The organism is Inhella crocodyli (assembly GCF_004004565.1).
Taxonomy (GTDB): Bacteria; Pseudomonadota; Gammaproteobacteria; order Burkholderiales; family Burkholderiaceae_C; genus Inhella; species Inhella crocodyli.
On sequence record NZ_SACM01000003.1, the window covers coordinates 1 to 18795 of the forward strand.

An 18795-nucleotide genomic window follows, 5' to 3' on the forward strand; every position below is an offset into this window, starting at 1 on the left:
ACTTTCTTGCGTTGCGCTGTCTGTTGTCAGCAGCGCAGAAGCGAATTATTGCAGCGTTTTGAAGCGACTGTCAACACCTTTCGAAGAAATTTTTTGAAGTCGCCGCTCGCAGCTCGTTCTCTTTCTCGTCAAGGCCAGCCAACACCCTAAAGCACCGGCCGTCTCGCCCTCCGCCACCTGCCAGCCACTCGCTTCAGCGAGCTGCTCATCAGCAGCGGAGCCCGCCATCATAGGACATACCCGAAGAACTTTGCAAGCACTTCCTGCAAAAAAGTTCAAAAGCCCTCCCGCTCAGAGCGAAAGGGCTTTGAAATCAAGGCTTTGCAACCGACCGCATAGCAACCCATCACAGCAGTCTTAGCTGGCGAGCCTTGTCGTGGGGGTTGTCGCTACCCAGCACTTCGAGTGCCGCTTGTGCCAACTTCGTCGCATCCGCCCTCAAGATCCGCTGTTTCACCCGAGTGATCTGCGGTGGATTCATGCTGAAGCTGCGCAGCCCCAATCCGACCAACAGTTCCGTGAACGACAGATCGCCGGCCATTTCCCCGCACACGCTGACGGACTTGCCAGCGGCCCGCGCTTGCTGAATGACGCGACCAATCAGGTGTAGCACGGCAGGATGCCAAGGATCGTACAGATGCGCCACCGATTCATCCGCTCGGTCGATGGCCAGCGTGTACTGAATCAGGTCGTTGGTGCCGATCGACACAAAGTCCACGTGCGGCAACATGCGCTCCAAGATCAGTGCTGTGGCCGGGATTTCAACCATGATGCCCAGCTCAACAGGGTGCCACGGCCCGTCTAGTTCAATGCTCCATTGCGCGCGAACCTGGTCGAGGGCCGCTCTGACGGCCAGCAACTCAGGGAGGTGCGCCACCATGGGGATCAAGAGCTTGACGGGACCGTGCGCCGCAGCCCGGTGCACGGCACGAAGCTGCTGACGCAACATCAAAGGTTCGGACAAGCTCCAGCGGATGGCGCGCAAACCGAGCGCAGGGTTCAAGATGTTGTCGTGCCGAGCATCCGCGGCGCGATCTAGCGGCTTGTCCGCGCCCACATCGACCGTCCTGATAGTCAGTGGACGCCCCTGGAGGTGCTCCAAGGCACGCCTGTAGGCTTGGTACTGCTCTTCTTCAGAGGGGAGCTTGCCACCTCGGTTCATGAACAAGAACTCGGTACGGAACAGTCCGACCCCCTCCGCCCCGCTCGCCACGGCCGCCTCTGCGTCATCCGGCAGTTCAATATTGGCCAGCATTTCGATGACTTGTCCGTCCAAGGTGACGGCGGGACGATGCCGCCACAAGCTCAAACGCTCGCGTTCCAAGTCAGCTTGACGCTGACGGAAACGGTACTCATCCAACACGATCGGCGAAGGATCCACGATGGCGATGCCAGCATCGCCGTCGATGATCACCCAGTCGTCTTGCCGGATGAGGCGGCTTGCCTCGCGCGCGCCGACCACGGCCGGGATGTTCATGCTCCGCGCCACGATGGCGGTGTGCGAGGTGCGGCCACCGATGTCGGTGATGAAACCCTGAAAGACGCCTTTCCGAAATCCGATCAAGTCCGCCGGAGCGATGTCGGCCGCCACCAGCAGTAGCGGATCGTCTCCGGCGAAGTCTCGTGGGGCAGCGTGGCCCGCTTCGAAATCGACCCCCTGCGCCTCCCTGTTGAGCGCCGTCAAGATGCGTTCGACGACCTGCTCCAAGTCCGACTTGCGTTCCCGCAAGTACTCGTCTTCCATGTCGTCGAATTGCCTGCCCAAGGTCTCCATTTGGGCAGCCAACGCCCACTCAGCGTTGTAACGGCGCTCGACGATCCACTGCATGGCCCCGCCGACAAATGCCTCGTCTCGCACCAACATCAAGTGCACGTCCAACAAGGCCGCCAGCTCAGGCGGCGCATCACTGGGCAACTCGTCACGCAGCGTGACCAACTCGTCCGCCACCCGCGCACAGGCCGACTGACAGCGCTGGACCTCAGCGGCGACTTGGACCGGATCGACAAAGTAGTGGGCGACGTCTACACGGCCCGCCCCCACCAGAACGGCTCGCCCGATGGCGACGCCCTGAGAAACCGCGATGCCAAAGACTTGAAAGCTCACACTCACCTCGCATCTACACCCAACCAAGGCGACGCACGAGCCACGAGTATTGCCCGCCCCACACCTCGCCAAGCCTTAGTCAATTCCTAGGATCGGTACTGAGCGCGATCGATCACGCCCCTTCCCCGAACTTGTCATTCACCAAGGCAGTGATGGCCTCGTGGGCTGCGTCTTGGTCTGCCCCATCGGTTTCCAGTTCCACCGCAGAGCCCATGCCGGCAGCCAGCATCATCACGCCCATGATGCTCTTGGCGTTAACCCGCCGGCCATTGCGCGTCAGGTGCACCTCACAAGCGTACCCGCCGGCCAATTTGGTGAGTTTGGCCGAGGCACGCGCATGCAGCCCGAGCTTGTTGGAGATGGTCAAAGTGGACTTGCGCATGGACGCAGCTTAATCTGCCGCCGCCAGGATCCTTAGGCCCATCGCCCCCCCCTGCATGCACAAGGCCTCAACCTCGCGCAAGGGCAGATGGCGATAGCCAAGCGCCCGCCACAGCATCGGGACGTTCACCCCAGCAACAGCAGCGGCGTCTGGCCTGCCAACCACGAAGCGGCCGGCACCATTGGCCGGGGTCGCGCCAAAGACGTCAACCAAAACCAGCAGTGGCCGGCCAGATGCTGCCTCGCTCACCGCCGTTAGGGCCTCAACCACCTGCTCGGCCGACCAGTTGGGCAAGACATCCACCGCCAACAGGTCGTCTGAACAGTCTGGGTGAACATGCAAAGCGACCGACCTCAATGACGAAGCCAGGGGCGCATGGGCCACCAGCGCGAAAAACACAGACTGCGGTCCAACCGTCGTCATGGAGTACTCCTGACACCAGCGATGAAGAGTTCCGCGACGCCTTCTGCAACAGCATTGGCGTCAGCGGGGCCGAGAGCGGTGGCTTGGTACACGGTGAGCCCGCGCACCCAAACCTGCAAGTGGATGGCCTCACTGGCGCTGTAAAGCGCGTAGTGTCCCGACTCGGGCCACTCCAACGCGCCCAAGGGCAGCCTGCCGGGCATCCGGGCAGCAGCAGCGCCAGTTCTCTGCTCGAACCGCGCCACCGCGTCACGCATGCTGTTGCGTGCGTCTTCTGGGCGGCTCATCCGCTGCCAAGCCAGGGCGTAACTCACTCCGCGGTGGATGCACTGCACCAAAGTGCCCTGCGCATGCTCGAACACAGTTGGCTTGCATGGGAAGCGCGCAGCAACTTGCCCATCCGCCCAGGACAGGTCTCGCCAGTTGTCGGTCGGCGTACAGCCGGTGAGTGATACCGCCAACAGGCAGCATGCAAACCAACCCAGGCTGGGAGCAACGAATTGATACATGCCCCCATTATCAAAACCCCTCGCTCCCGGGGTGGACGCCCTCTGAGCCCCCGCCGAAACTCAACGGCTGCCTTGCCATCGCATCCATGACGCCTAACCGAGCGCCCGCGCCTCCCACTGCCAACAACGAGTTGAGCGCCGAACTGGCCCAACTGTTGACCCAGTTGGCACCCGAAGCGGCACAGCCCCTGACGGAAGCGTTGGATCGACTTCAGACGGTTCTGAGAACGGTTGACGCAACCACGGCCGCACGCTTGAGCACGGTTCGCGAGCCCATGCGTCGCGCCCGCGAGGCGGTGCTCTTGGCAAGTCAAATCGGTCGCCTGGCAAGCGGCCGCGTACAACCCGGCCAGGACAAGGTGGCTCTGCATTTGGCCGTTCACCATGTGGCCGAGCAGCGCCGACGCGAGGCCTTGGCGCGCGGCTTGCAGCTCCGCACGAACTTGCAAGCAGCCGATGCCGAGGCCGACATGGCCCTCGTGCACAACGTGCTTCATGCCTTGCTCGACTGGGCGCTTTGGCACACCCGCAGCTCGATCGAGTTGAGCTTGGCGCTCACGCCCTGGCCGGTTCGCTCCCGTTTGGAGTGCCGATTTGCGTTCCGTGACCTGGACCAATTCGACCGCCCAACGCCCCGACAGGACCTGAACGACCTGCGGTGGCAGCTGGTGCAGCGCTTGGGTGCCGTCTTGGCACTGGAAATTCGGCGTGAAGAGGACGCCGGCGTTTGCGTCGCCACCCTCGACTTCCCGGTTCCCCAGCTCCATGATCTGGCGGCCCAGATCGACTTTGGCCGCGCGCCGTCCGATGCTGGCTTGAACACCCAGCCCTTCGCCGGAATGCATGCCTTGGTGGTCAGTGCCGACCCCGGCCTTCAAGCCGAAGTGGCGCCCATGATGGAACGCATGGGATGGACGCTGGATGCTGTGGCCACAGTCGACGAAGCGTTTCAGCATTGCCTTGAAGGGCTGCCCCAGGTCGTGTTGACCGACGCCACTTTGCGCAGTCCTGATCTGGACCAATGGTGCACGCACGTACTGGCTGAAGCCCCCTCTTTGTGCTTCATCGAAGTGCTCGGGATGGACTCGGCCGCATTGCCCTTTGGACGCACACCTGGCATGCAGCGCTGCCAACGCGAACGCCTCAGCGAAGACCTCCCCTTGCTGTTGCGCGCCGTCCTGAATGCCGAAAGCCAAGACCTGACCCTTCGCCTGTGAAGGGCGCCCCGGCCACAATTCGGGAATGAATGCGTTGAAACGTCGCTCCTTGTTCCTTGGCGTAGCGGCCGGGGCTGTGGGCCTGGGAGCTTGGGCATGGCGGTCTCAAGCCTTGCCGATGGCCCCCGCGGTGGAATACACCCTGTTGGATGGAAGCCGCCACCTCAGTGCCAAGGCATGGGCCGGCAAGGTCATGCTGGTGAACTTCTGGGCCACGAGTTGCACCACCTGCGTCAAGGAAATGCCCGCCTTGGTCGCCACCCACCAACGCTATGCCGCGGCGGGATTCAGCACCTTGGCCGTGGCCATGCAGTACGACCCACCTGACTACGTGGCCCAGTTCGCGCAAACCAGGAAGCTGCCCTTTGGCGTGGCCATCGACAACACCGGGTCCATCGCCCACGCTTTCGGGCCTGTGCGCATGACGCCCACCACCTTCTTGATCGACAAGAAGGGCCAGATCGTCAAACAGATCCTCGGGGAACCAAACTTCGACGAGTTGCACGCGCTCATCGAGCGCTTGCTCCAAGCCTAGATCGCGCCGGCGTCGGCCGCTTGGCGGTCGGCGTGGTAGCTCGAGCGCACGAGGGCCCCAACGGCGGCATGGCTGAAGCCCATGGCCGCCGCTTCACGTTCGAACATCTTGAAAGTGTCCGGGTGCACATAGCGACGCACCGGCAGGTGGTGCCCGCTGGGTGCAAGGTACTGGCCGATGGTGAGCATGTCGACATCGTGCGCGCGCATGTCGCGCATCGTGGCCAAGATTTCTTCGTCGGTTTCCCCCAAGCCCACCATCAGGCCACTCTTGGTGGGCACGCCTGGCACGGCCGCCTTGAACTTCTTCAACAGATTCAGGCTGAAGGCGTAGTCCGATCCCGGACGGGCCTCTTTGTAAAGACGAGGCACCGTCTCGAGGTTGTGGTTCATGATGTCGGGCGGCGCGGCCTTCAGGATCTCCAGCGCTCGGTCGTCTCGGCCGCGGAAGTCCGGCACCAGCACCTCGATCTTGGTCAACGGTGAAGCCTCTCGCGTTTCGCGAATGCAATCCACAAAGTGCTGAGCGCCCCCGTCCTTCAAGTCATCGCGGTCCACGCTGGTGATCACGACATAGTTGAGCTTCAGCGCTCCGATGGTCTTGGCGAGGTTTTTGGGCTCGTCAGGATCGAGCGGGTCGGGTCGGCCGTGACCCACGTCGCAAAACGGGCAGCGGCGCGTGCACTTGTCGCCCATGATCATGAACGTGGCCGTGCCACCGCCGAAGCACTCACCGATGTTGGGGCAACTGGCCTCCTCACAGACCGTGTGCAACTTGTGCTCTCGCAAAATCTGTTTGATCTCGTAGAAGCGCGTGTTCGGCGAACCCGCTTTAACGCGGATCCAGTCGGGCTTCTTCAACACCTCCGCCGGCACGACCTTGATCGGGATGCGCTTGGTCTTGGCATCGCCCTTTTGCTTCTGGGTGGGGTCGTAGACGGGGGGATTGCTCATGGTCTCAGGGGCTCAAATGCGCCGCCAGGCGCTGTTCCAGCACGTCGGACACGACACGCCAGTCATCGGGGCCGCCCAGTGTAGTGAGGTCGACCGTGCGCAATCCGGGGTAACCACAGGGGTTGATGCGCTCGAAGGGCGAAAGGTCCATCGACACGTTCAGCGCCAGGCCGTGGTAACTGCAGTGCCGGCTGACCTTGATGCCCAAGGCTGCCACCTTGCCCAAGCCCTCAAACGGATTGCGTGCGGGGCCAATCCAACTGCCATGGGCACGCGGGTCGGCCAGCCTCACATAGATCCCAGGCGCCCCCACCACGCGGTGGCCGACGATGTCGAAGGCCGCCAGCGTTTGGATCAGAGCCGCTTCTAAGCGGAACACATACTCCTTGACGTAGATGTCCAAGCGCTTGAGGTTGATCAAGGGGTACGCCACCACTTGGCCCGGGCCGTGGTAGGTCACCTGACCTCCGCGGTTGCTTTGGACGATGGGGATGCCGCCCGCATCCAACACGTGCTCTGACTTGCCCGCTTGGCCTTGGGTGTACACCGCCGGGTGTTGGCACAGCCAGAGCTCATCGGGCGTTTCGTCCGTGCGCGCGCCCGTGAAGGCTTGCATGGCCGCGGCCGTGGTGGCGTAGTCGACCACGCCAAGATGCTTCACGATCATCGAAGAATGGTACGGTGAGGGCATGCGCCCTGGAATGTTGGCATTGATTGCAATGGCCGTGATCGCCTGCCAAGGCGAGGCCAGGGCGCAGGCCGATCGACCGGACCCAGCGCTGCTTCGCGCTCAACAGGCAGTCGAGCGCCAACGATTTGCGGACGCAATCCGAGCCCTGCTGCCGCTGGCTGAGCGAGGTCACTTCGGCGCCCAGTTGTCACTGGCGAAGCTGTTCGAGTTGCCCATCCCGCAGCGGGACTTGACGCGTTCCTTGCATTGGTACGCACGCGCCGCCGCGCACGGTTCCCCCGACGCCATGGAGGCGGTGGGACTGGCCCATTACCTGGGCCGCGGGACGCCGGTGGACATGGCTGCAGCGGCAGAGTGGTTTCGCCAAGCGGGCGACCGCGGTTCCGAAGCCGCGCCATACATCTTGGGGACGATGTACGAGAAGGGCGAAGGCGTTCCTCTGGACCTTCGGTTGGCCCGGGCTTGGTACGACCGCGCCGCCCGACTGGGCGATGTGGCAGCAGCCGCGCGCCGCGACGCGCTGGACCGGCAACTCGACCAGGAAGGCCTTACAGCACCACCTTGACCATGGGGTGCGTGGTCAAGGTGCGATACAGCTCGTCGAGTTGCTCCCGGCTCGTGGCCGTGACCGTGACGGTCAGCCCCAAGTAGTTGCCCGCCTTGCTCGGCCGGCGTTCGATGGTGGCCGCGTCGAATCCAGGATCGAACTGACGCACAACGATCGCAATGGCTTCGACAAAACCCTCCACGTGCGCGCCCATCACCTTGATGGGGAACTGTGAGGGGTACTCGATGAGGCTGTCCTCTGGACGCATGGCCAACTCCTTGCCGAGGGTCACTTGACCCAAAGGCGCAAACCGTCCCAAAGTCGACCAAACAGGCCCGCTTCCGGCACTTCAGCTTGCACCACCAGCGGCACTTGCGCCAGGGGCGCCCCAGCAGCGCTCAAGACCTTCAAGGTGCCCACGCGTTGGCCTTTGGCCAGGGGCGCGACCAGCGGGTCGGTCCGCTCGACCTTCGTCTGCAGCTTGGCCCCCTCGCCCCGCGGGACCGTCACGAACAAAGCCTGCGCCGCCCCCAACTTGGCGGTCTTGGCCTTGCCTTTCCAGACCGGCACCTCAGTGGCCGCTTGGCCTTCGCCGTACAAGCGCACAGCATCCCAGGCGCTGAACCCCCAATTCAACAGCTTCTGGCTTTCGTTCGCCCGCGCCACTTTGCTGGCCGTGCCCAAGACCACGCTCAGCAGGCGGCGATTGCCATTCGGGAAGGCACGCTGGGCGCTGCTCACCAGGCAATAGCCCGCAGCTTCGGTGTACCCCGTCTTCATGCCGTCGACGCTGGGGTCCCGGGCCAAGAGCATGTTCCGGTTCTCCTGGCGAATCTTGTTGTAGGTGAAGTCGCGCTCTTTGTAGTACCCGTAGTAGGTCGGGTGGTCTTGCATCACGCGCGTGGCAATGAGGGCCAGATCCCGCGCGCTGCTGTAGTGACCCGGTTCGCTCATGCCGGTCGGGTTCTTGAACTGCGTGTTCTTCAGGCCCCAGGCTTGCGCCTGCCGGTTCATCAAGTCGACGAACTGCTCCACCGTGCCCGAAACGCCCTCGGCCAAGGCCACCGACGCGTCGTTCCCCGACTGCACGATCATCCCGCGCAACAGTTCTTCCACCTTGGGCGTCATCGTGGTGTCGATGAACATCAGCGACGGATCGCCTTTGCGCTGGTCCCAAGCCCGTTGGCTGACAGGAAGCGTCTGCTCCAAAGTCAAACGCTTCTCCTTGAGGGCGTTGAACACCACATAGGCCGTCATGAGCTTGGTCAGCGACGCCGGGTCCACGCGCGCATCGGCATCGCGCTCGGCCAACACCTGCTGGCTTGTCACGTCCAGCAAGAAGTATTGGCGCGCCGCAATCTCAGGCGCCTGCGGCACTTGAGCGCAGGCCGCAAAGGCGGACAGGGACAACAGGCCAGCGGCCAAGATTCGAAACAACATGGGAGCCATCAAGAGGAAGGAAGAACAAACGCCGGGGCCCAGGCCCGGGTCAACAGGGACTTGAGCAGCGGCAACTGCCCGTGAAAGTAATGGCCTGCACCGGGCACCACCGTTACCGGCAGCGCCTGGGGACGCGCCCAATCAAGAACGGCACTGAGCGGCACCACATCGTCGGCTTCGCCATGCACAACCAAGGTGTCGGCAGGCACCTGGGTGGCCGGGAAGCGACTGGCCGCCAGTCCGATCAAGGCCATGTGATCGACGGGACTCCCCCGTTGGGCACAGCGCTCTGCCAACTTCGTCGCCACGAACGCTCCGAAGGAAAAGCCGGCCAAGGCAAAAGGCAGGTGAGCGTCCCGGACCTGCTCGGCCACGAAAGCCGCATCGTCGGTTTCGCCTGCGCCCCCGTCGAACGCGCCCGCCGAAGCCCCCACCCCACGAAAGTTGAACCGAACGGCGCGCAAACCCAGCGCGACCGCACCGCGAGCCAAGGTCTGCACCACTTTGTTGTCCATCGTGCCACCATGGGTGGGAAGCGGGTGCAGCACCAGGGCAATGCCGAGCGCCGGGCCGGCGGGCTCGTCAATGGCCACTTCGAGCGGCCCAGCGGGCCCTGCCCAACTCAGGCGACGCGTTCCAGCGTTCAACGCCCCACCTCGGGCGCCAGCACCAAGCGATCCACCACTTGGCCGCCCTTCAAGTGCGACGAGACGATCTCATCGATATCGCTGGCATCGACAAAGGTGTACCAAACGGCCTCGGGGTACACGACGGCGACAGGGCCGCCCGCGCACCGATCCAAACAGCCTGCGCGGTTCACCCGAACGCCACCGGGGCCGGCCAATCCTTCCGCCTTCACGCGCTGCTTGCAATGGGCGAACGCGGCCTCGGCGCCGTGCTGAGAACAACTCGCCTCACCCGGGGCGCGCTCGTTCAAGCAAAAAAAGATGTGGCGCTCGTAGTAGCTCATGTCGCGCGGGCTCCCAAACCCGTGATTTTAAGTTTCCCGCCGCGCCAAACTGGCAACCAACCAGGCCAAGGCCAACACGGGCCAAAGACGCCCGATCCATTGCAACAGGCCATAGAGGCGAATCTGGGTGCCGCCCAGCCAAGCGTCATGGCTGGCATCCAAGTAAGGGTCGTTGGGCAGCAAATTGGCCACGGCCAGCAGCAAGGTCAGCCAGACGAGCGCCAGCACCGCGTTCCACCGGCCCGGCAGCCATGCCAGCGTCAAGGCCATCCCGGTCGCAACCGCCAGGGCGGGCACGGTCTGCGGCGTGGTCCAACTCCAAGCCTTGTCGGGACCGAAGCCCAGCGCCGCCGCCAAACTGCTCACGCCCACGCCCACCAAGAGGGCGCCCACGATCAGCAGGCCTCGGTGCCAGCCCCCACGCGCCGAGGCCAACACCAAGCTGCAAGGGGCCATCAAGCCCAAGGCGGTCGCACTGAAGTCCAGCAACCCTGAACTGCGCAACTGCGGCCATTCGGGCCATTGCGCCCAGGCGCTGGCCTCCACCGCTGCGCGCAACGCGCCGTAGGCTTCAGGCAGGAATTGGCCTTGGGCCAGCGGCACCGGCGCCGGGAACAACAAGCCCAAGGGCCAACACGCCAGCAAGGCCAATGCGCCAGCGGCGTGGGGATGAAACCACCGCTCTCGCCATTGCGTGGCCCGTCGCAAGTGTCCACTCGCAATCAGGGCACCCGCCATCCCAACGCCAAGCCAGGCGCCGACACTGTTCAGGGCCCAATCGGCCAAGGAAGGCACGCGATTGGGCAGGAAATGCTGCAGCACCTCGAGGGTGTAGGCCAATAGCGAAGGCATGACTCCGCCCCAGAAGGTCGCCCACCCAGCGCCCCGCCCATGCCGCCAAGCGACGACCCCCCCCAAGAAGCCCAAGGGCACGTACCCCACCGCGTTGGCCCAGATGTCCAAGCGCCCCCAGTAGTGAGGCCAGGGCAATTCAAAAAGGCCCCTAACGGGGAGCGCCCCCGGCCAGGACCACGGCGCAAAGGGGTACAAGCTGGCGTAGGTCACCAGCACCCCGTAGCCGACCCAAAGCCACAGGGAACTGGAGCGGGCGGTGGCGGTCAAAACGGGCGGACCACCACCAAGACCACGATGGCAGCGAACATCAGCACCGACACCTCGTTGAACACCCGGAACCAGCGGTGACTGCGGCGGTTGGCCAACCGCTCAAAACTGGCCAGCAAGCGCCCGCAAGCGTGGTGGTAGCCCACCACCGCGACCACCAGCAAGAGCTTGGCCCACATCCAAGCCACCCCGTGCAAGTAGCCCTGCCAGTTCTGCGCCAGCATCGCAATGCCCAGCACCAGCGCGGGCACCATCAACAGGCTGCTGAAACGGTAGAGCTTGCGCGCCATCACCAGCAGGCGCTCTCGCTCGGCGTGGCTGCTCGCCGGGACCATCGCCAGGTTGACGAAGAGCCGCGGCAGGTAGAACAGGCCAGCGAACCACGCGGCCACGAACACGATGTGGAAGGCTTTGAGCCAGAGCATGGCCGAATTATGGGAGGCGAGCCGTGCCGCCCACCCGTCCGCGTGCGGCACACAAAAAAATGCCCCGGCCAGGGGCCGGGGCGGAAAGCCTTGATGCTGTCATCACACAAGGCTCCTGCTCAGGGAGGAAAAGCAGGGAATGGAGGCCTCGCGGCTACCATTCGGCGTCCAGTCTAGCCCGGGCCCCCGCGACCTGGCAAGCCTTGACGCGAATTTATTGACAGCCTTTGGGTGCCTTGGATGACTTTGTTCGCCCCGTTCCCCGCCGGTCGGCCGCGCCGCTTGCGCCGTGACAGCGCCACGCGCGACTTGGTGCGCGAGCACCGCCTGCACGCGCACGACCTGATCCTCCCCGTTTTCGTTCAAGAGGGGCAAGGCTTGACCGACCCGGTGCCGTCGATGCCCGGCGTGGCCCGCGTCAGTTTGGACCGTCTGTTGCCCCAAGCCGAAGAGGCCCACCGCCTGGGCATCCGGGCCCTGGCCTTGTTCCCCGTGATCCAAGCCGATCGGAAGGACCCCGAAGGACGCGAGGCCCTCAACCCGGACGGCTTGGTGCCTCGCGTGGTGCGCGCCCTGAAGTCGGCATTGCCGGATCTGGCGCTGATCACCGACGTCGCCCTCGACCCCTACACCTCGCACGGCCAAGACGGGGTGATCGATGCGCAAGGCCGCATCTTGAACGACGAGACGGTGGGCATCCTCGCCCAGCAGGCGGTCGTCCAAGCCGAAGCTGGGGTCGACGTCGTTGCCCCGAGCGACATGATGGACGGTCGCATCGGCGCGATCCGTCAGGCCCTCGAAGCAGCGGGGCAGATTCACACCCGGATCCTGGCGTACAGCGCCAAGTACGCCAGCGCCTACTACGGGCCGTTTCGCGATGCCGTGGGATCGGCCACCAACCTGGGCAAGGCCGACAAGAAGACCTACCAAATGGACCCGGGCAACGGCGACGAGGCCTTGCACGAGGTCGCCATGGACATCGCCGAAGGCGCCGACATGGTGATGGTCAAGCCAGGGGTGGCGTACCTGGACATCGTGTACCGGGTGAAACAAGCCTTCAAGCGCCCCACCTTCGCCTACCAAGTCAGCGGCGAGTACGCGATGCTCAAGGCCGCCGCCGCCCAGGGATGGCTGGACCACGACGCGGTGATGATGGAGACGCTGTTGGGCTTCAAGCGCGCCGGCGCCGACGCCATCCTGACCTACCACGCCCTGGAGGCCGCGCGCCTGCTCCGGGGCGCCTGAGCCCATGCAGGCCTGGCACCTCCACGACCGCATCGAACCCCTGGCGGCTTTGCCGCTGGACCTGCCGCCCCAGGGTTTCGTGTGGCTGGCGGTGGCGCGGCAGGAGCTGCGGGACCATTTCGCCGAGATCCAGGCCCGACTGGCCCACTGGAGTGGCGCCCCTCTGTTGGAGCTCCACGTCAGCGACCTGCTGAACGAGGACCTGCCCTCGCACTTCGACTACACACAGGCTTACGACCTGTTGGTGTTGCGTCGCTTGGGGGCCCATGCCGACGTGGACCGGTTGGACACGCAGGCCGTGGGCTTCGCCGTGTACCCCCGCGTGGTCTTGAGCGTTCACCCCAACGACTGCCCGGTGCGAGAGCACTTCACGCAACGCCTGCCGACCCTGGTGTCCAGCCAAGAGGGGCAGCACCGCTTGCCAGCCAACCCCGACGAGTTGATGCTGCGCATGCTGAACCACATGGTGGACAGCTACCTGGAGCTGCGCCGCCTGCTCACGCGCCACCACGGCGACCTGCAGCAGGCGTTGCTGGACACCCACCGCCCCTTTGAAGACTGGCCTCGCCTGCTCGTGGCGCGCAGCAGCCTGCACAAATTGGAAGACTTGTGCGAAGACCAGCGCGCGGCCGTGCAAGAGTGGCTCGATGCCTTGGCCGAATGGCCCAGCACCGAGTCGCAGGCCGAACGCGACAGCCTTCGCGTGCGGGCCCGCGACGTCATCGAGCACATCGAGCGCGTGCTGGGCCACGCCCACCGCCTGGGGGCCACCACCGAGAGCGCAGTGCAGATGCATTACGCCGCGCTGGGCCACCGCACGAACAACATCATGCGGGTCTTGACGGCCCTGACCGCCGTGTTCCTGCCGCTGAACCTGATCACGGGCATCTTCGGCATGAACTTCGACTCCCTGCCCTTGATCCACAGCGCCACAGGCATCTGGGTGGCGCTGGGCCTGATGGGGGCCGTGGCCCTGGGCTTGGCCTGGGTGTTCCGCCGCAAGCGCTACATCAGCTCCCGCGGCTGAGCGGACTGCTAGGCGTCCAGGTAGGGATCGGCAAAACCCAGGTCGCGCAGCAAGGCGGTTTCGCGGGCCTCCATGGCCTCGGCCTCGACGGGGTCCTCGTGGTCCCACCCTTGCGCATGCAAGGTCCCATGGACCAGCAAGTGCGCGTAATGGGCTTGGAGGTCTTTGCCTTGTTCGGCGGCCTCGCGCTCAACCACCTCGGCACACAGCACCAAATCGGCCACCACCACGGGAGCGTCGCTGTAGTCGAAGGTCAACACGTTGGTGGCGTAGTCCTTGGCGCGGTAGCTCCGGTTCAATTCCCGGCCCTCCTCGGCGCCGACCACGCGCACGGTGATCTCTCCGTCGCAATCCAAAGCCTGCCGAATCCACCGGGCCACCTTGTGCCGGGGCAATTGCGCCCGATGGCGCGCATCGGCGAACTGCAGCGACAGGCTCAAGCTGGGTTTGGCGCGCGATGTCACTGGCGACCTCCCGTCGCGGCCGCACGGCGGTCGTAGGCCTCGACGATGCGCCCCACCAGGGGATGGCGAACCACGTCGGCGCGGGTGAAGCGCGTGGTGGCGACGCCCTCCACACCATCCAACACTTGCAAGGCATCGACCAAACCACTGGTGGCACCGCGGGGCAAGTCGATTTGGCTCGTGTCCCCGGTGACCACGGCGCGGCTGCCAAAGCCGATGCGGGTCAGGAACATCTTCATCTGCTCGGGGGTCGTGTTCTGCGCCTCGTCCAAGATGACAAAAGCATGGTTCAGGGTCCGCCCGCGCATGAAAGCCAGGGGCGCCACCTCCAACAAGCCCTTCTCCTGGGCCTTGGCCACCTTGTCAAAGCCCATCAGGTCGAACAGGGCGTCGAAGAGCGGCCGCAGGTAAGGATCGACCTTTTGCGCCAAGTCGCCGGGCAAGAAGCCCAAGCGCTCGCCTGCCTCCACCGCCGGCCGGGTCAGGACGATGCGTTGCACCTGGTGCCGCTCCAGCGCGTCAACCGCACAGGCCACCGCCAAGTAGGTCTTGCCCGTGCCGGCCGGTCCCACACCCAAGGTCAGGTCGTGGGACAAGATTTGCTGCAGGTAGCGCTGCTGGTTCGTAGTGCGAGCGGCCAAGTCGTGGCGACGTGTGTGCAGTTTGAGCTCTGCGAGGGCGGCCGCTGGCCCACCTTGCGGCAGGTCCAGGCCCGCCGCCGCTTGCACCAAGATGAGCTCCACCGCCTGCGCGGCGATGGGCTGCGAGGCCAAGGCCCGCAGTTGGTCCAAGGCCGCCGCCGCGCGGCGGGCTTGGGCTGCGGGGCCTTCGATGCGGAACTGCTCGCCGCGCCGCAACACGCGCACGCCCAATCGGCTCGCAACGGCACTCAGGTGCGCGTCCAGTTCGCCGCACACGTGGGCCAGTTGTCGGTTGTCGATTTCGTCGAATTGGTGCGTCAGGATCACGGGGGCTCGGGGTCGTCAGGCCGGTCGGCCATTCTCGCCCCCTCCTGCACAATCCCCGGCCATGCCCTTTCCCCACCTTGCCCCTGCACGTGTCCAGCGCCACGCCGCTGCCGCGCTGGGGGCCTTGACCGGCTGCGGCGCGGCGCAAGCCCAGTCGCTGAGCGCAGGATGGGGCGCCGTCCAAGATGGCCTGGCGAACGCGGTCACCACCCTGCTGCCGGGCTTGGCGCTGGCCTTGGCCCTGCTGGCGCTCTTGCACCGATGGGAGCGCCGGCTCGTGCTCTTGGCGTTGGCCATGCTCACTTGGTACCTGATGGTGCTGAACGTGGGCGGCGCCTGGATCCGCCCTGCCCATTGGCTGGCCTACGAAATCGCCTTGATGAGCGCCATTGGCGGCGCGGTCGCCCTGCTGGGGCTGCGCGAATCGGGATTGCAACACCCGGGAATCGACGTGCTTTTGCCCGCCCAGGCCCTGGCGCTGCCGTTGGTGGCCTTGATGGGCCTCTCCGGCGACGCCGTGCGCCTGGCGCCCTGGTTGGTGCTGGCCGCCGAGTTGACGGCTGTCGCAGGCTGGCTGCTGTGGATGCGACGCAGCCCGCTGGGCCAGGGCGCCGCCGCTTGGTGGCACCACGCCCGAACGGTGGGCCTGCCGGCCTTGCTGCTGATCAGCGTGACCCTGCACACCCTGCAACGCGTGTGGCACGAGGTGCCCAGTTGGCCCAGCTTGACTGCACTGCTGATGATCCTTCAAGGGGTGTCGCTCTTGCTGACGTACGCCGGCGCACGGCACCAACTCGAGCGACAACTGGTTCAGTTGGAACACCGCATGCAAGAACGCCTGGCGGAGGCCGAGCGCTTCCACCAGCAGCAGGCCGAGCAGCGCCTCGATCAAGTGACCGAACGCGAGCGCAAGCGCATCGCCAGCGACCTGCACGACGACCTGGGCGCCAAGCTGTTGACCATCGTGCACACCAGCGAAAGCGAACGCATTTCCACGCTGGCGCGTGAAGCCCTTGAAGAAATGCGTCTGTCCGTACGCGGCCTGACAGGCAAGCCGGTGTTCTTGATGGACGCGATCGGCGACTGGCGCGCCGAGGTGGTGATGCGCTTGGGTCAGGCCAACGTGGAGGCCGATTGGCTGCCCCTGGAGGACGACGTGGTGCACACGCTGCCTGCGCGCACCTATGTGCAAACCACCCGCATCTTGCGAGAAGCGATCTCCAACACCATCAAACACAGCGAAGCCAGCCGATGCGTGGTGCGTTGCACGGTCGGTGATGGTTTTTTCCAGATCATCATCCAGGACAATGGGCGCGGCATTCCGGTGGCCGATGGGCGACTGGACCGCGGCCATGGCATGGCCAGCATGAAGTCCCGCGCCAAGCAGATGCAGGGCCAGTGCTTGGTCGAGTCCGGGGCAGGCTGGGGCACCGTCATCCGCCTGACCATTCCTTTGTAGACATTGCTGCCAGCGTTTGGCGGAGGCTCCATGAATCACATCCTGTTGCTCGAAGACCTGGGCGAGATCCGCGCATGGTTGCGTCAGTTGGTGCACCAGGTGTTCGCCCAGGCCCAGGTGACCGAGTGCGCCCGCGTGCAAGACGCTCTGGCCGTGATCCCGCGCCAGCGCTTCGACTTGGCCTTGATCGACCTGGGCTTGCCCGACGGCTCCGGCGTGACGGTGGTGGAGGCGCTTCGCGATCAGCAACCGGAGGCGCAATCGGTCATCGTCACCATCCACGACGACGACGAGCACCTGTTCCCAGCGCTGCAAGCCGGCGCCTTCGGTTACGTGCTGAAGGAGCAGGCGCGCGAGCTGTTCGTCGACCAACTGCAGCGCATCAGCCAAGGCGAGCCCCCCTTGTCCCCCTCCATCGCGCGCAAGGTGATCGCCTACTTCGCGCAACAGGCCCGACGCGCGCCGCCGCAGTCCCTGATGCCGGATGTTCAGCTGACCGAGCGCGAAAGCGAGGTGCTGCTGCGCGTGGCCAAGGGCTTCACCCTGCCCGAGATTGGCGTGCAACTGGGCCTGTCGCGCCACACCATCGCCGACTACGTGAAGCAGATCTACCGCAAGCTCAACGTCAGCTCCCGCGCCGAGGCGGCCCTGGAAGCGCAGCGCCTGGGCCTGTTCGGTCGCTCATGATCGGTCGGCTCCATGGCCGGGTGGCGGGCAAATCGCCGCCCCAGGTGCTGCTGGACGTGCAGGGGGTGGGCTACGAGGTCGACGTGCCCATGAGCACCTTTTGCGCGCTGCCCGCCTTGGGCGAGCCCGTGACCCTGCTGACCCACTTCGTGGTCCGCGAGGACGCGCAGATCCTGTTCGGATTCTTGGCCCACGACGAGCGCGAGGCCTTTCGCCAGTTGATCAAGATCTCAGGGGTTGGCCCCCGCACGGCCCTGTCGTTGCTGTCGGGCTTGAGCGTGGCCGAACTCGGCGCCGCGGTGGCCCAGCAAGAGGCAGGGCGCCTGGTCAAGGTGCCGGGCATCGGCAAGAAAACGGCCGAGCGATTGCTGCTGGAGCTCAAGGGTAAGTTGGGCGACGCCCTGGCCCCCGCCAGTGCCGCGCCCAACGCGCGCGGCGACATCCAGCAAGCCCTGCTGGCCCTGGGTTACAACGAGCGCGAGGCCGAACTCGCCTTGAAGGGCCTGGCCGCCGACGTTGGCGTGAGTGAGGGCATCAAGCTCGCCCTCAAGGCCCTTTCTCGCTGAGCCCCATGGCCATCCAGACCGACGATTTCGCCAGCGCGCCGCGCCTGGTGTCTGCCGCACCCGCGTCCCCCAAAGAAGAGGCCTTGGAGCGCGCCTTGCGCCCCAAGCGCTTGGACGACTATGTCGGCCAGGCCAAGGTGCGCGAACAACTCGACATCTTCGTGGGGGCGGCACGGAAGCGGCAAGAATCGCTGGACCACGTGCTGCTCTTCGGGCCTCCGGGTCTGGGCAAGACCACCTTGTCGCACATCATCGCCACCGAGTTGGGCGTGCGCCTGCACCAAACCTCGGGGCCCGTGCTGGAAAAGCCGCGCGACCTGGCCGCCATCTTGACCAGCCTTGAGCGCAACGACGTTCTCTTCATCGACGAAATCCATCGACTGTCGCCGGTGGTGGAAGAGATCCTGTACCCGGCGCTGGAAGACTTCCAGATCGACATCTTGATCGGCGAAGGCCCGGCGGCCCGCTCCATCAAGTTGGACCTGCAGCCCTTCACCTTGGTGGGTGCCACCACGCGCGCCGGCATGTTGACCAACCCCTTGCGCGACCGGTTTGGCATCACGGCGCGTCTGGAGTTCTACAGCGCCGATGAACTGCAGCGCATCGTGCGCCGCTCCGCCCAACTGCTGAATGCGCCGATCGACGACGAAGGCGCGCTCGAAGTGGCGCGCCGGGCCCGCGGCACGCCGCGCATCGCCAACCGCTTGCTCCGTCGCGTGCGCGACTGGGCAGAGGTCAAGGGCGACGGGCGCATCACGCAAGACGCCGCATCCCAAGCCCTGGCCTTGCTGGACGTGGACCCCAAGGGCTTCGACTTGATGGACCGCAAGCTCTTGGACGCTTTGGTGCACCGCTTCGATGGCGGCCCCGTGGGCCTGGACAACCTGGCAGCGGCGATTGGCGAGGCGAGCGACACGATCGAAGACGTGATCGAGCCTTACTTGATTCAGCAAGGCTTCTTGCATCGCACGCCCCGCGGCCGATTGGCAACCCTCGCCACTTATCGGCACCTGGGCCTGACGCCGCCCCAACGCGACGGGGACCTGTTCGCCGCCCCTTGA

Annotated in this window: 23 protein-coding genes; 9 read left to right on the forward strand and 14 right to left on the reverse strand. The window is 65.1% G+C overall.

Features of this window, described 5'->3' with window-relative positions; translation table 11 throughout:
- Positions 1-346: 346 nt before the first annotated feature.
- The 4 genes from ptsP to EOD73_RS10755 all read right to left on the reverse strand — a co-directional run bounded on the left by ptsP (position 347) and on the right by EOD73_RS10755 (position 3418).
- Positions 347-2104, reverse strand: coding sequence for a phosphoenolpyruvate--protein phosphotransferase (gene ptsP, locus EOD73_RS10740; protein ID WP_127683012.1), 1758 nt, complete (start codon positions 2102-2104; stop codon positions 347-349).
- 112 nt (positions 2105-2216) lie between these two features.
- Positions 2217-2486, reverse strand: a complete 270-nt coding sequence (locus tag EOD73_RS10745) for an HPr family phosphocarrier protein (RefSeq protein ID WP_127683013.1) — start codon at positions 2484-2486, stop codon at positions 2217-2219.
- Between the two features lie 9 nt (positions 2487-2495).
- Positions 2496-2909 carry a PTS sugar transporter subunit IIA gene (locus tag EOD73_RS10750; protein WP_127683014.1) on the reverse strand — a complete coding sequence of 138 codons (414 nt, stop codon included), beginning with the start codon at positions 2907-2909 and terminating at the stop codon, positions 2496-2498.
- Positions 2906-3418 carry a hypothetical protein gene (locus EOD73_RS10755; protein ID WP_127683015.1) on the reverse strand — a complete coding sequence of 171 codons (513 nt, stop codon included), beginning with the start codon at positions 3416-3418 and terminating at the stop codon, positions 2906-2908. The genes EOD73_RS10750 and EOD73_RS10755 overlap by 4 nt, the downstream gene beginning before the upstream one ends.
- A gap of 86 nt (positions 3419-3504) precedes the next feature.
- On the opposite strand from EOD73_RS10755, the gene EOD73_RS10760 reads away from it, so the two are divergent.
- Both EOD73_RS10760 and EOD73_RS10765 read left to right on the forward strand, forming a co-directional pair.
- The gene (locus EOD73_RS10760; RefSeq protein ID WP_127683016.1) at positions 3505-4635 is read left to right on the forward strand and encodes an ATP-binding protein; all 1131 of its coding nucleotides are present in this window, start codon (positions 3505-3507) and stop codon (positions 4633-4635) included.
- A 25-nt stretch (positions 4636-4660) separates the two neighbouring features.
- Positions 4661-5170, forward strand: a complete 510-nt coding sequence (locus EOD73_RS10765) for a TlpA family protein disulfide reductase (protein ID WP_127683017.1) — start codon at positions 4661-4663, stop codon at positions 5168-5170.
- On the opposite strand, the gene lipA is transcribed toward EOD73_RS10765, so the two are convergent.
- Positions 5167-6123 (reverse strand): lipoyl synthase, encoded by a 957-nt coding sequence (lipA, locus tag EOD73_RS10770; protein ID WP_127683018.1) that lies wholly within the window; start codon positions 6121-6123, stop codon positions 5167-5169. The two genes, EOD73_RS10765 and lipA, sit on opposite strands and share 4 nt — an antisense overlap.
- 4 nt (positions 6124-6127) lie before the next feature.
- Complete coding sequence (lipB, locus tag EOD73_RS10775; protein WP_127683019.1) at positions 6128-6790, reverse strand: lipoyl(octanoyl) transferase LipB; 663 nt, start codon at positions 6788-6790, stop codon at positions 6128-6130.
- A 253-nt stretch (positions 6791-7043) separates the two neighbouring features.
- Between lipB and EOD73_RS18055 the strand changes: the two genes are divergently transcribed.
- Positions 7044-7379, forward strand: coding sequence for a tetratricopeptide repeat protein (locus EOD73_RS18055; protein ID WP_502515907.1), 336 nt, complete (start codon positions 7044-7046; stop codon positions 7377-7379).
- On the opposite strand, the gene EOD73_RS10785 is transcribed toward EOD73_RS18055, so the two are convergent.
- From EOD73_RS10785 to EOD73_RS10810, 6 genes are read right to left on the reverse strand one after another with little or no spacing between them, the layout of a single operon-like run.
- Entirely contained in the window at positions 7363-7629 is a 267-nt protein-coding gene (locus EOD73_RS10785) for a DUF493 family protein (protein ID WP_127683021.1), read from the reverse strand. The genes EOD73_RS18055 and EOD73_RS10785 overlap by 17 nt on opposite strands.
- A gap of 20 nt (positions 7630-7649) precedes the next feature.
- Positions 7650-8801 (reverse strand): D-alanyl-D-alanine carboxypeptidase family protein, encoded by a 1152-nt coding sequence (locus EOD73_RS10790; RefSeq protein ID WP_127683022.1) that lies wholly within the window; start codon positions 8799-8801, stop codon positions 7650-7652.
- An 8-nt stretch (positions 8802-8809) separates the two neighbouring features.
- Positions 8810-9394 carry an alpha/beta hydrolase gene (locus tag EOD73_RS10795; protein WP_375137441.1) on the reverse strand — a complete coding sequence of 195 codons (585 nt, stop codon included), beginning with the start codon at positions 9392-9394 and terminating at the stop codon, positions 8810-8812.
- 50 nt (positions 9395-9444) lie between these two features.
- A complete protein-coding gene (locus EOD73_RS10800) occupies positions 9445-9771 on the reverse strand; it encodes a (2Fe-2S) ferredoxin domain-containing protein (RefSeq protein ID WP_127683024.1) in 327 nt (108 codons plus the stop codon).
- A gap of 27 nt (positions 9772-9798) precedes the next feature.
- On the reverse strand, positions 9799-10842 hold the full coding sequence (locus tag EOD73_RS10805) for a VanZ family protein (protein ID WP_310733060.1): 1044 nt from the start codon (positions 10840-10842) through the stop codon (positions 9799-9801).
- Between the two features lie 47 nt (positions 10843-10889).
- The gene (locus EOD73_RS10810; RefSeq protein ID WP_127683026.1) at positions 10890-11318 is read right to left on the reverse strand and encodes a CopD family protein; all 429 of its coding nucleotides are present in this window, start codon (positions 11316-11318) and stop codon (positions 10890-10892) included.
- A 240-nt stretch (positions 11319-11558) separates the two neighbouring features.
- On the opposite strand from EOD73_RS10810, the gene hemB reads away from it, so the two are divergent.
- Positions 11559-12563 carry a porphobilinogen synthase gene (gene hemB, locus EOD73_RS10815; protein ID WP_127683027.1) on the forward strand — a complete coding sequence of 335 codons (1005 nt, stop codon included), beginning with the start codon at positions 11559-11561 and terminating at the stop codon, positions 12561-12563.
- Between the two features lie 4 nt (positions 12564-12567).
- Entirely contained in the window at positions 12568-13590 is a 1023-nt protein-coding gene (locus EOD73_RS10820) for a magnesium transporter CorA family protein (RefSeq protein ID WP_127683028.1), read from the forward strand.
- 8 nt (positions 13591-13598) lie between these two features.
- Here EOD73_RS10820 and ybeY read toward each other — a convergent pair whose 3' ends face one another.
- Complete coding sequence (gene ybeY / locus EOD73_RS10825) at positions 13599-14054, reverse strand: rRNA maturation RNase YbeY (RefSeq protein WP_127683029.1); 456 nt, start codon at positions 14052-14054, stop codon at positions 13599-13601.
- Positions 14051-15022 (reverse strand): PhoH family protein, encoded by a 972-nt coding sequence (locus tag EOD73_RS10830; protein WP_127683030.1) that lies wholly within the window; start codon positions 15020-15022, stop codon positions 14051-14053. Before EOD73_RS10830 ends, ybeY begins: the two co-directional genes overlap by 4 nt.
- A gap of 61 nt (positions 15023-15083) precedes the next feature.
- Between EOD73_RS10830 and EOD73_RS10835 the strand changes: the two genes are divergently transcribed.
- From EOD73_RS10835 to ruvB, 4 genes are read left to right on the forward strand one after another with little or no spacing between them, the layout of a single operon-like run.
- Entirely contained in the window at positions 15084-16481 is a 1398-nt protein-coding gene (locus EOD73_RS10835) for a sensor histidine kinase (protein WP_127683031.1), read from the forward strand.
- Between the two features lie 30 nt (positions 16482-16511).
- Positions 16512-17168: a response regulator gene (locus tag EOD73_RS10840; protein WP_127683032.1), complete on the forward strand. Its 657-nt coding sequence runs from the start codon at positions 16512-16514 to the stop codon at positions 17166-17168.
- Entirely contained in the window at positions 17165-17734 is a 570-nt protein-coding gene (ruvA, locus tag EOD73_RS10845) for a Holliday junction branch migration protein RuvA (protein WP_127683033.1), read from the forward strand. Before EOD73_RS10840 ends, ruvA begins: the two co-directional genes overlap by 4 nt.
- A gap of 5 nt (positions 17735-17739) precedes the next feature.
- Positions 17740-18795 (forward strand): Holliday junction branch migration DNA helicase RuvB, encoded by a 1056-nt coding sequence (ruvB, locus tag EOD73_RS10850; RefSeq protein WP_127683034.1) that lies wholly within the window; start codon positions 17740-17742, stop codon positions 18793-18795.

What these genes read in the sequence shown, in the direction of transcription:
- EOD73_RS10800 (WP_127683024.1), bottom strand. Translation starts at nt 9,771, where the DNA reads ATGAGCTACTACGAGCGCCACATCTTTTTTTGCTTGAACGAGCGCGCC.
- hemB (WP_127683027.1), top strand. Translation starts at nt 11,559, where the DNA reads ATGACTTTGTTCGCCCCGTTCCCCGCCGGTCGGCCGCGCCGCTTGCGC.
- EOD73_RS10810 (WP_127683026.1), bottom strand. Translation starts at nt 11,318, where the DNA reads ATGCTCTGGCTCAAAGCCTTCCACATCGTGTTCGTGGCCGCGTGGTTC.
- EOD73_RS10785 (WP_127683021.1), bottom strand. Translation starts at nt 7,629, where the DNA reads ATGCGTCCAGAGGACAGCCTCATCGAGTACCCCTCACAGTTCCCCATC.
- EOD73_RS10750 (WP_127683014.1), bottom strand. Translation starts at nt 2,909, where the DNA reads ATGACGACGGTTGGACCGCAGTCTGTGTTTTTCGCGCTGGTGGCCCAT.
- EOD73_RS10835 (WP_127683031.1), top strand. Translation starts at nt 15,084, where the DNA reads ATGCCCTTTCCCCACCTTGCCCCTGCACGTGTCCAGCGCCACGCCGCT.
- ruvA (WP_127683033.1), top strand. Translation starts at nt 17,165, where the DNA reads ATGATCGGTCGGCTCCATGGCCGGGTGGCGGGCAAATCGCCGCCCCAG.
- lipA (WP_127683018.1), bottom strand. Translation starts at nt 6,123, where the DNA reads ATGAGCAATCCCCCCGTCTACGACCCCACCCAGAAGCAAAAGGGCGAT.
- EOD73_RS10790 (WP_127683022.1), bottom strand. Translation starts at nt 8,801, where the DNA reads ATGTTGTTTCGAATCTTGGCCGCTGGCCTGTTGTCCCTGTCCGCCTTT.
- EOD73_RS10765 (WP_127683017.1), top strand. Translation starts at nt 4,661, where the DNA reads ATGAATGCGTTGAAACGTCGCTCCTTGTTCCTTGGCGTAGCGGCCGGG.
- EOD73_RS10820 (WP_127683028.1), top strand. Translation starts at nt 12,568, where the DNA reads ATGCAGGCCTGGCACCTCCACGACCGCATCGAACCCCTGGCGGCTTTG.
- EOD73_RS10760 (WP_127683016.1), top strand. Translation starts at nt 3,505, where the DNA reads ATGACGCCTAACCGAGCGCCCGCGCCTCCCACTGCCAACAACGAGTTG.
- lipB (WP_127683019.1), bottom strand. Translation starts at nt 6,790, where the DNA reads ATGATCGTGAAGCATCTTGGCGTGGTCGACTACGCCACCACGGCCGCG.
- EOD73_RS10840 (WP_127683032.1), top strand. Translation starts at nt 16,512, where the DNA reads ATGAATCACATCCTGTTGCTCGAAGACCTGGGCGAGATCCGCGCATGG.
- EOD73_RS10745 (WP_127683013.1), bottom strand. Translation starts at nt 2,486, where the DNA reads ATGCGCAAGTCCACTTTGACCATCTCCAACAAGCTCGGGCTGCATGCG.
- ruvB (WP_127683034.1), top strand. Translation starts at nt 17,740, where the DNA reads ATGGCCATCCAGACCGACGATTTCGCCAGCGCGCCGCGCCTGGTGTCT.
- EOD73_RS10755 (WP_127683015.1), bottom strand. Translation starts at nt 3,418, where the DNA reads ATGTATCAATTCGTTGCTCCCAGCCTGGGTTGGTTTGCATGCTGCCTG.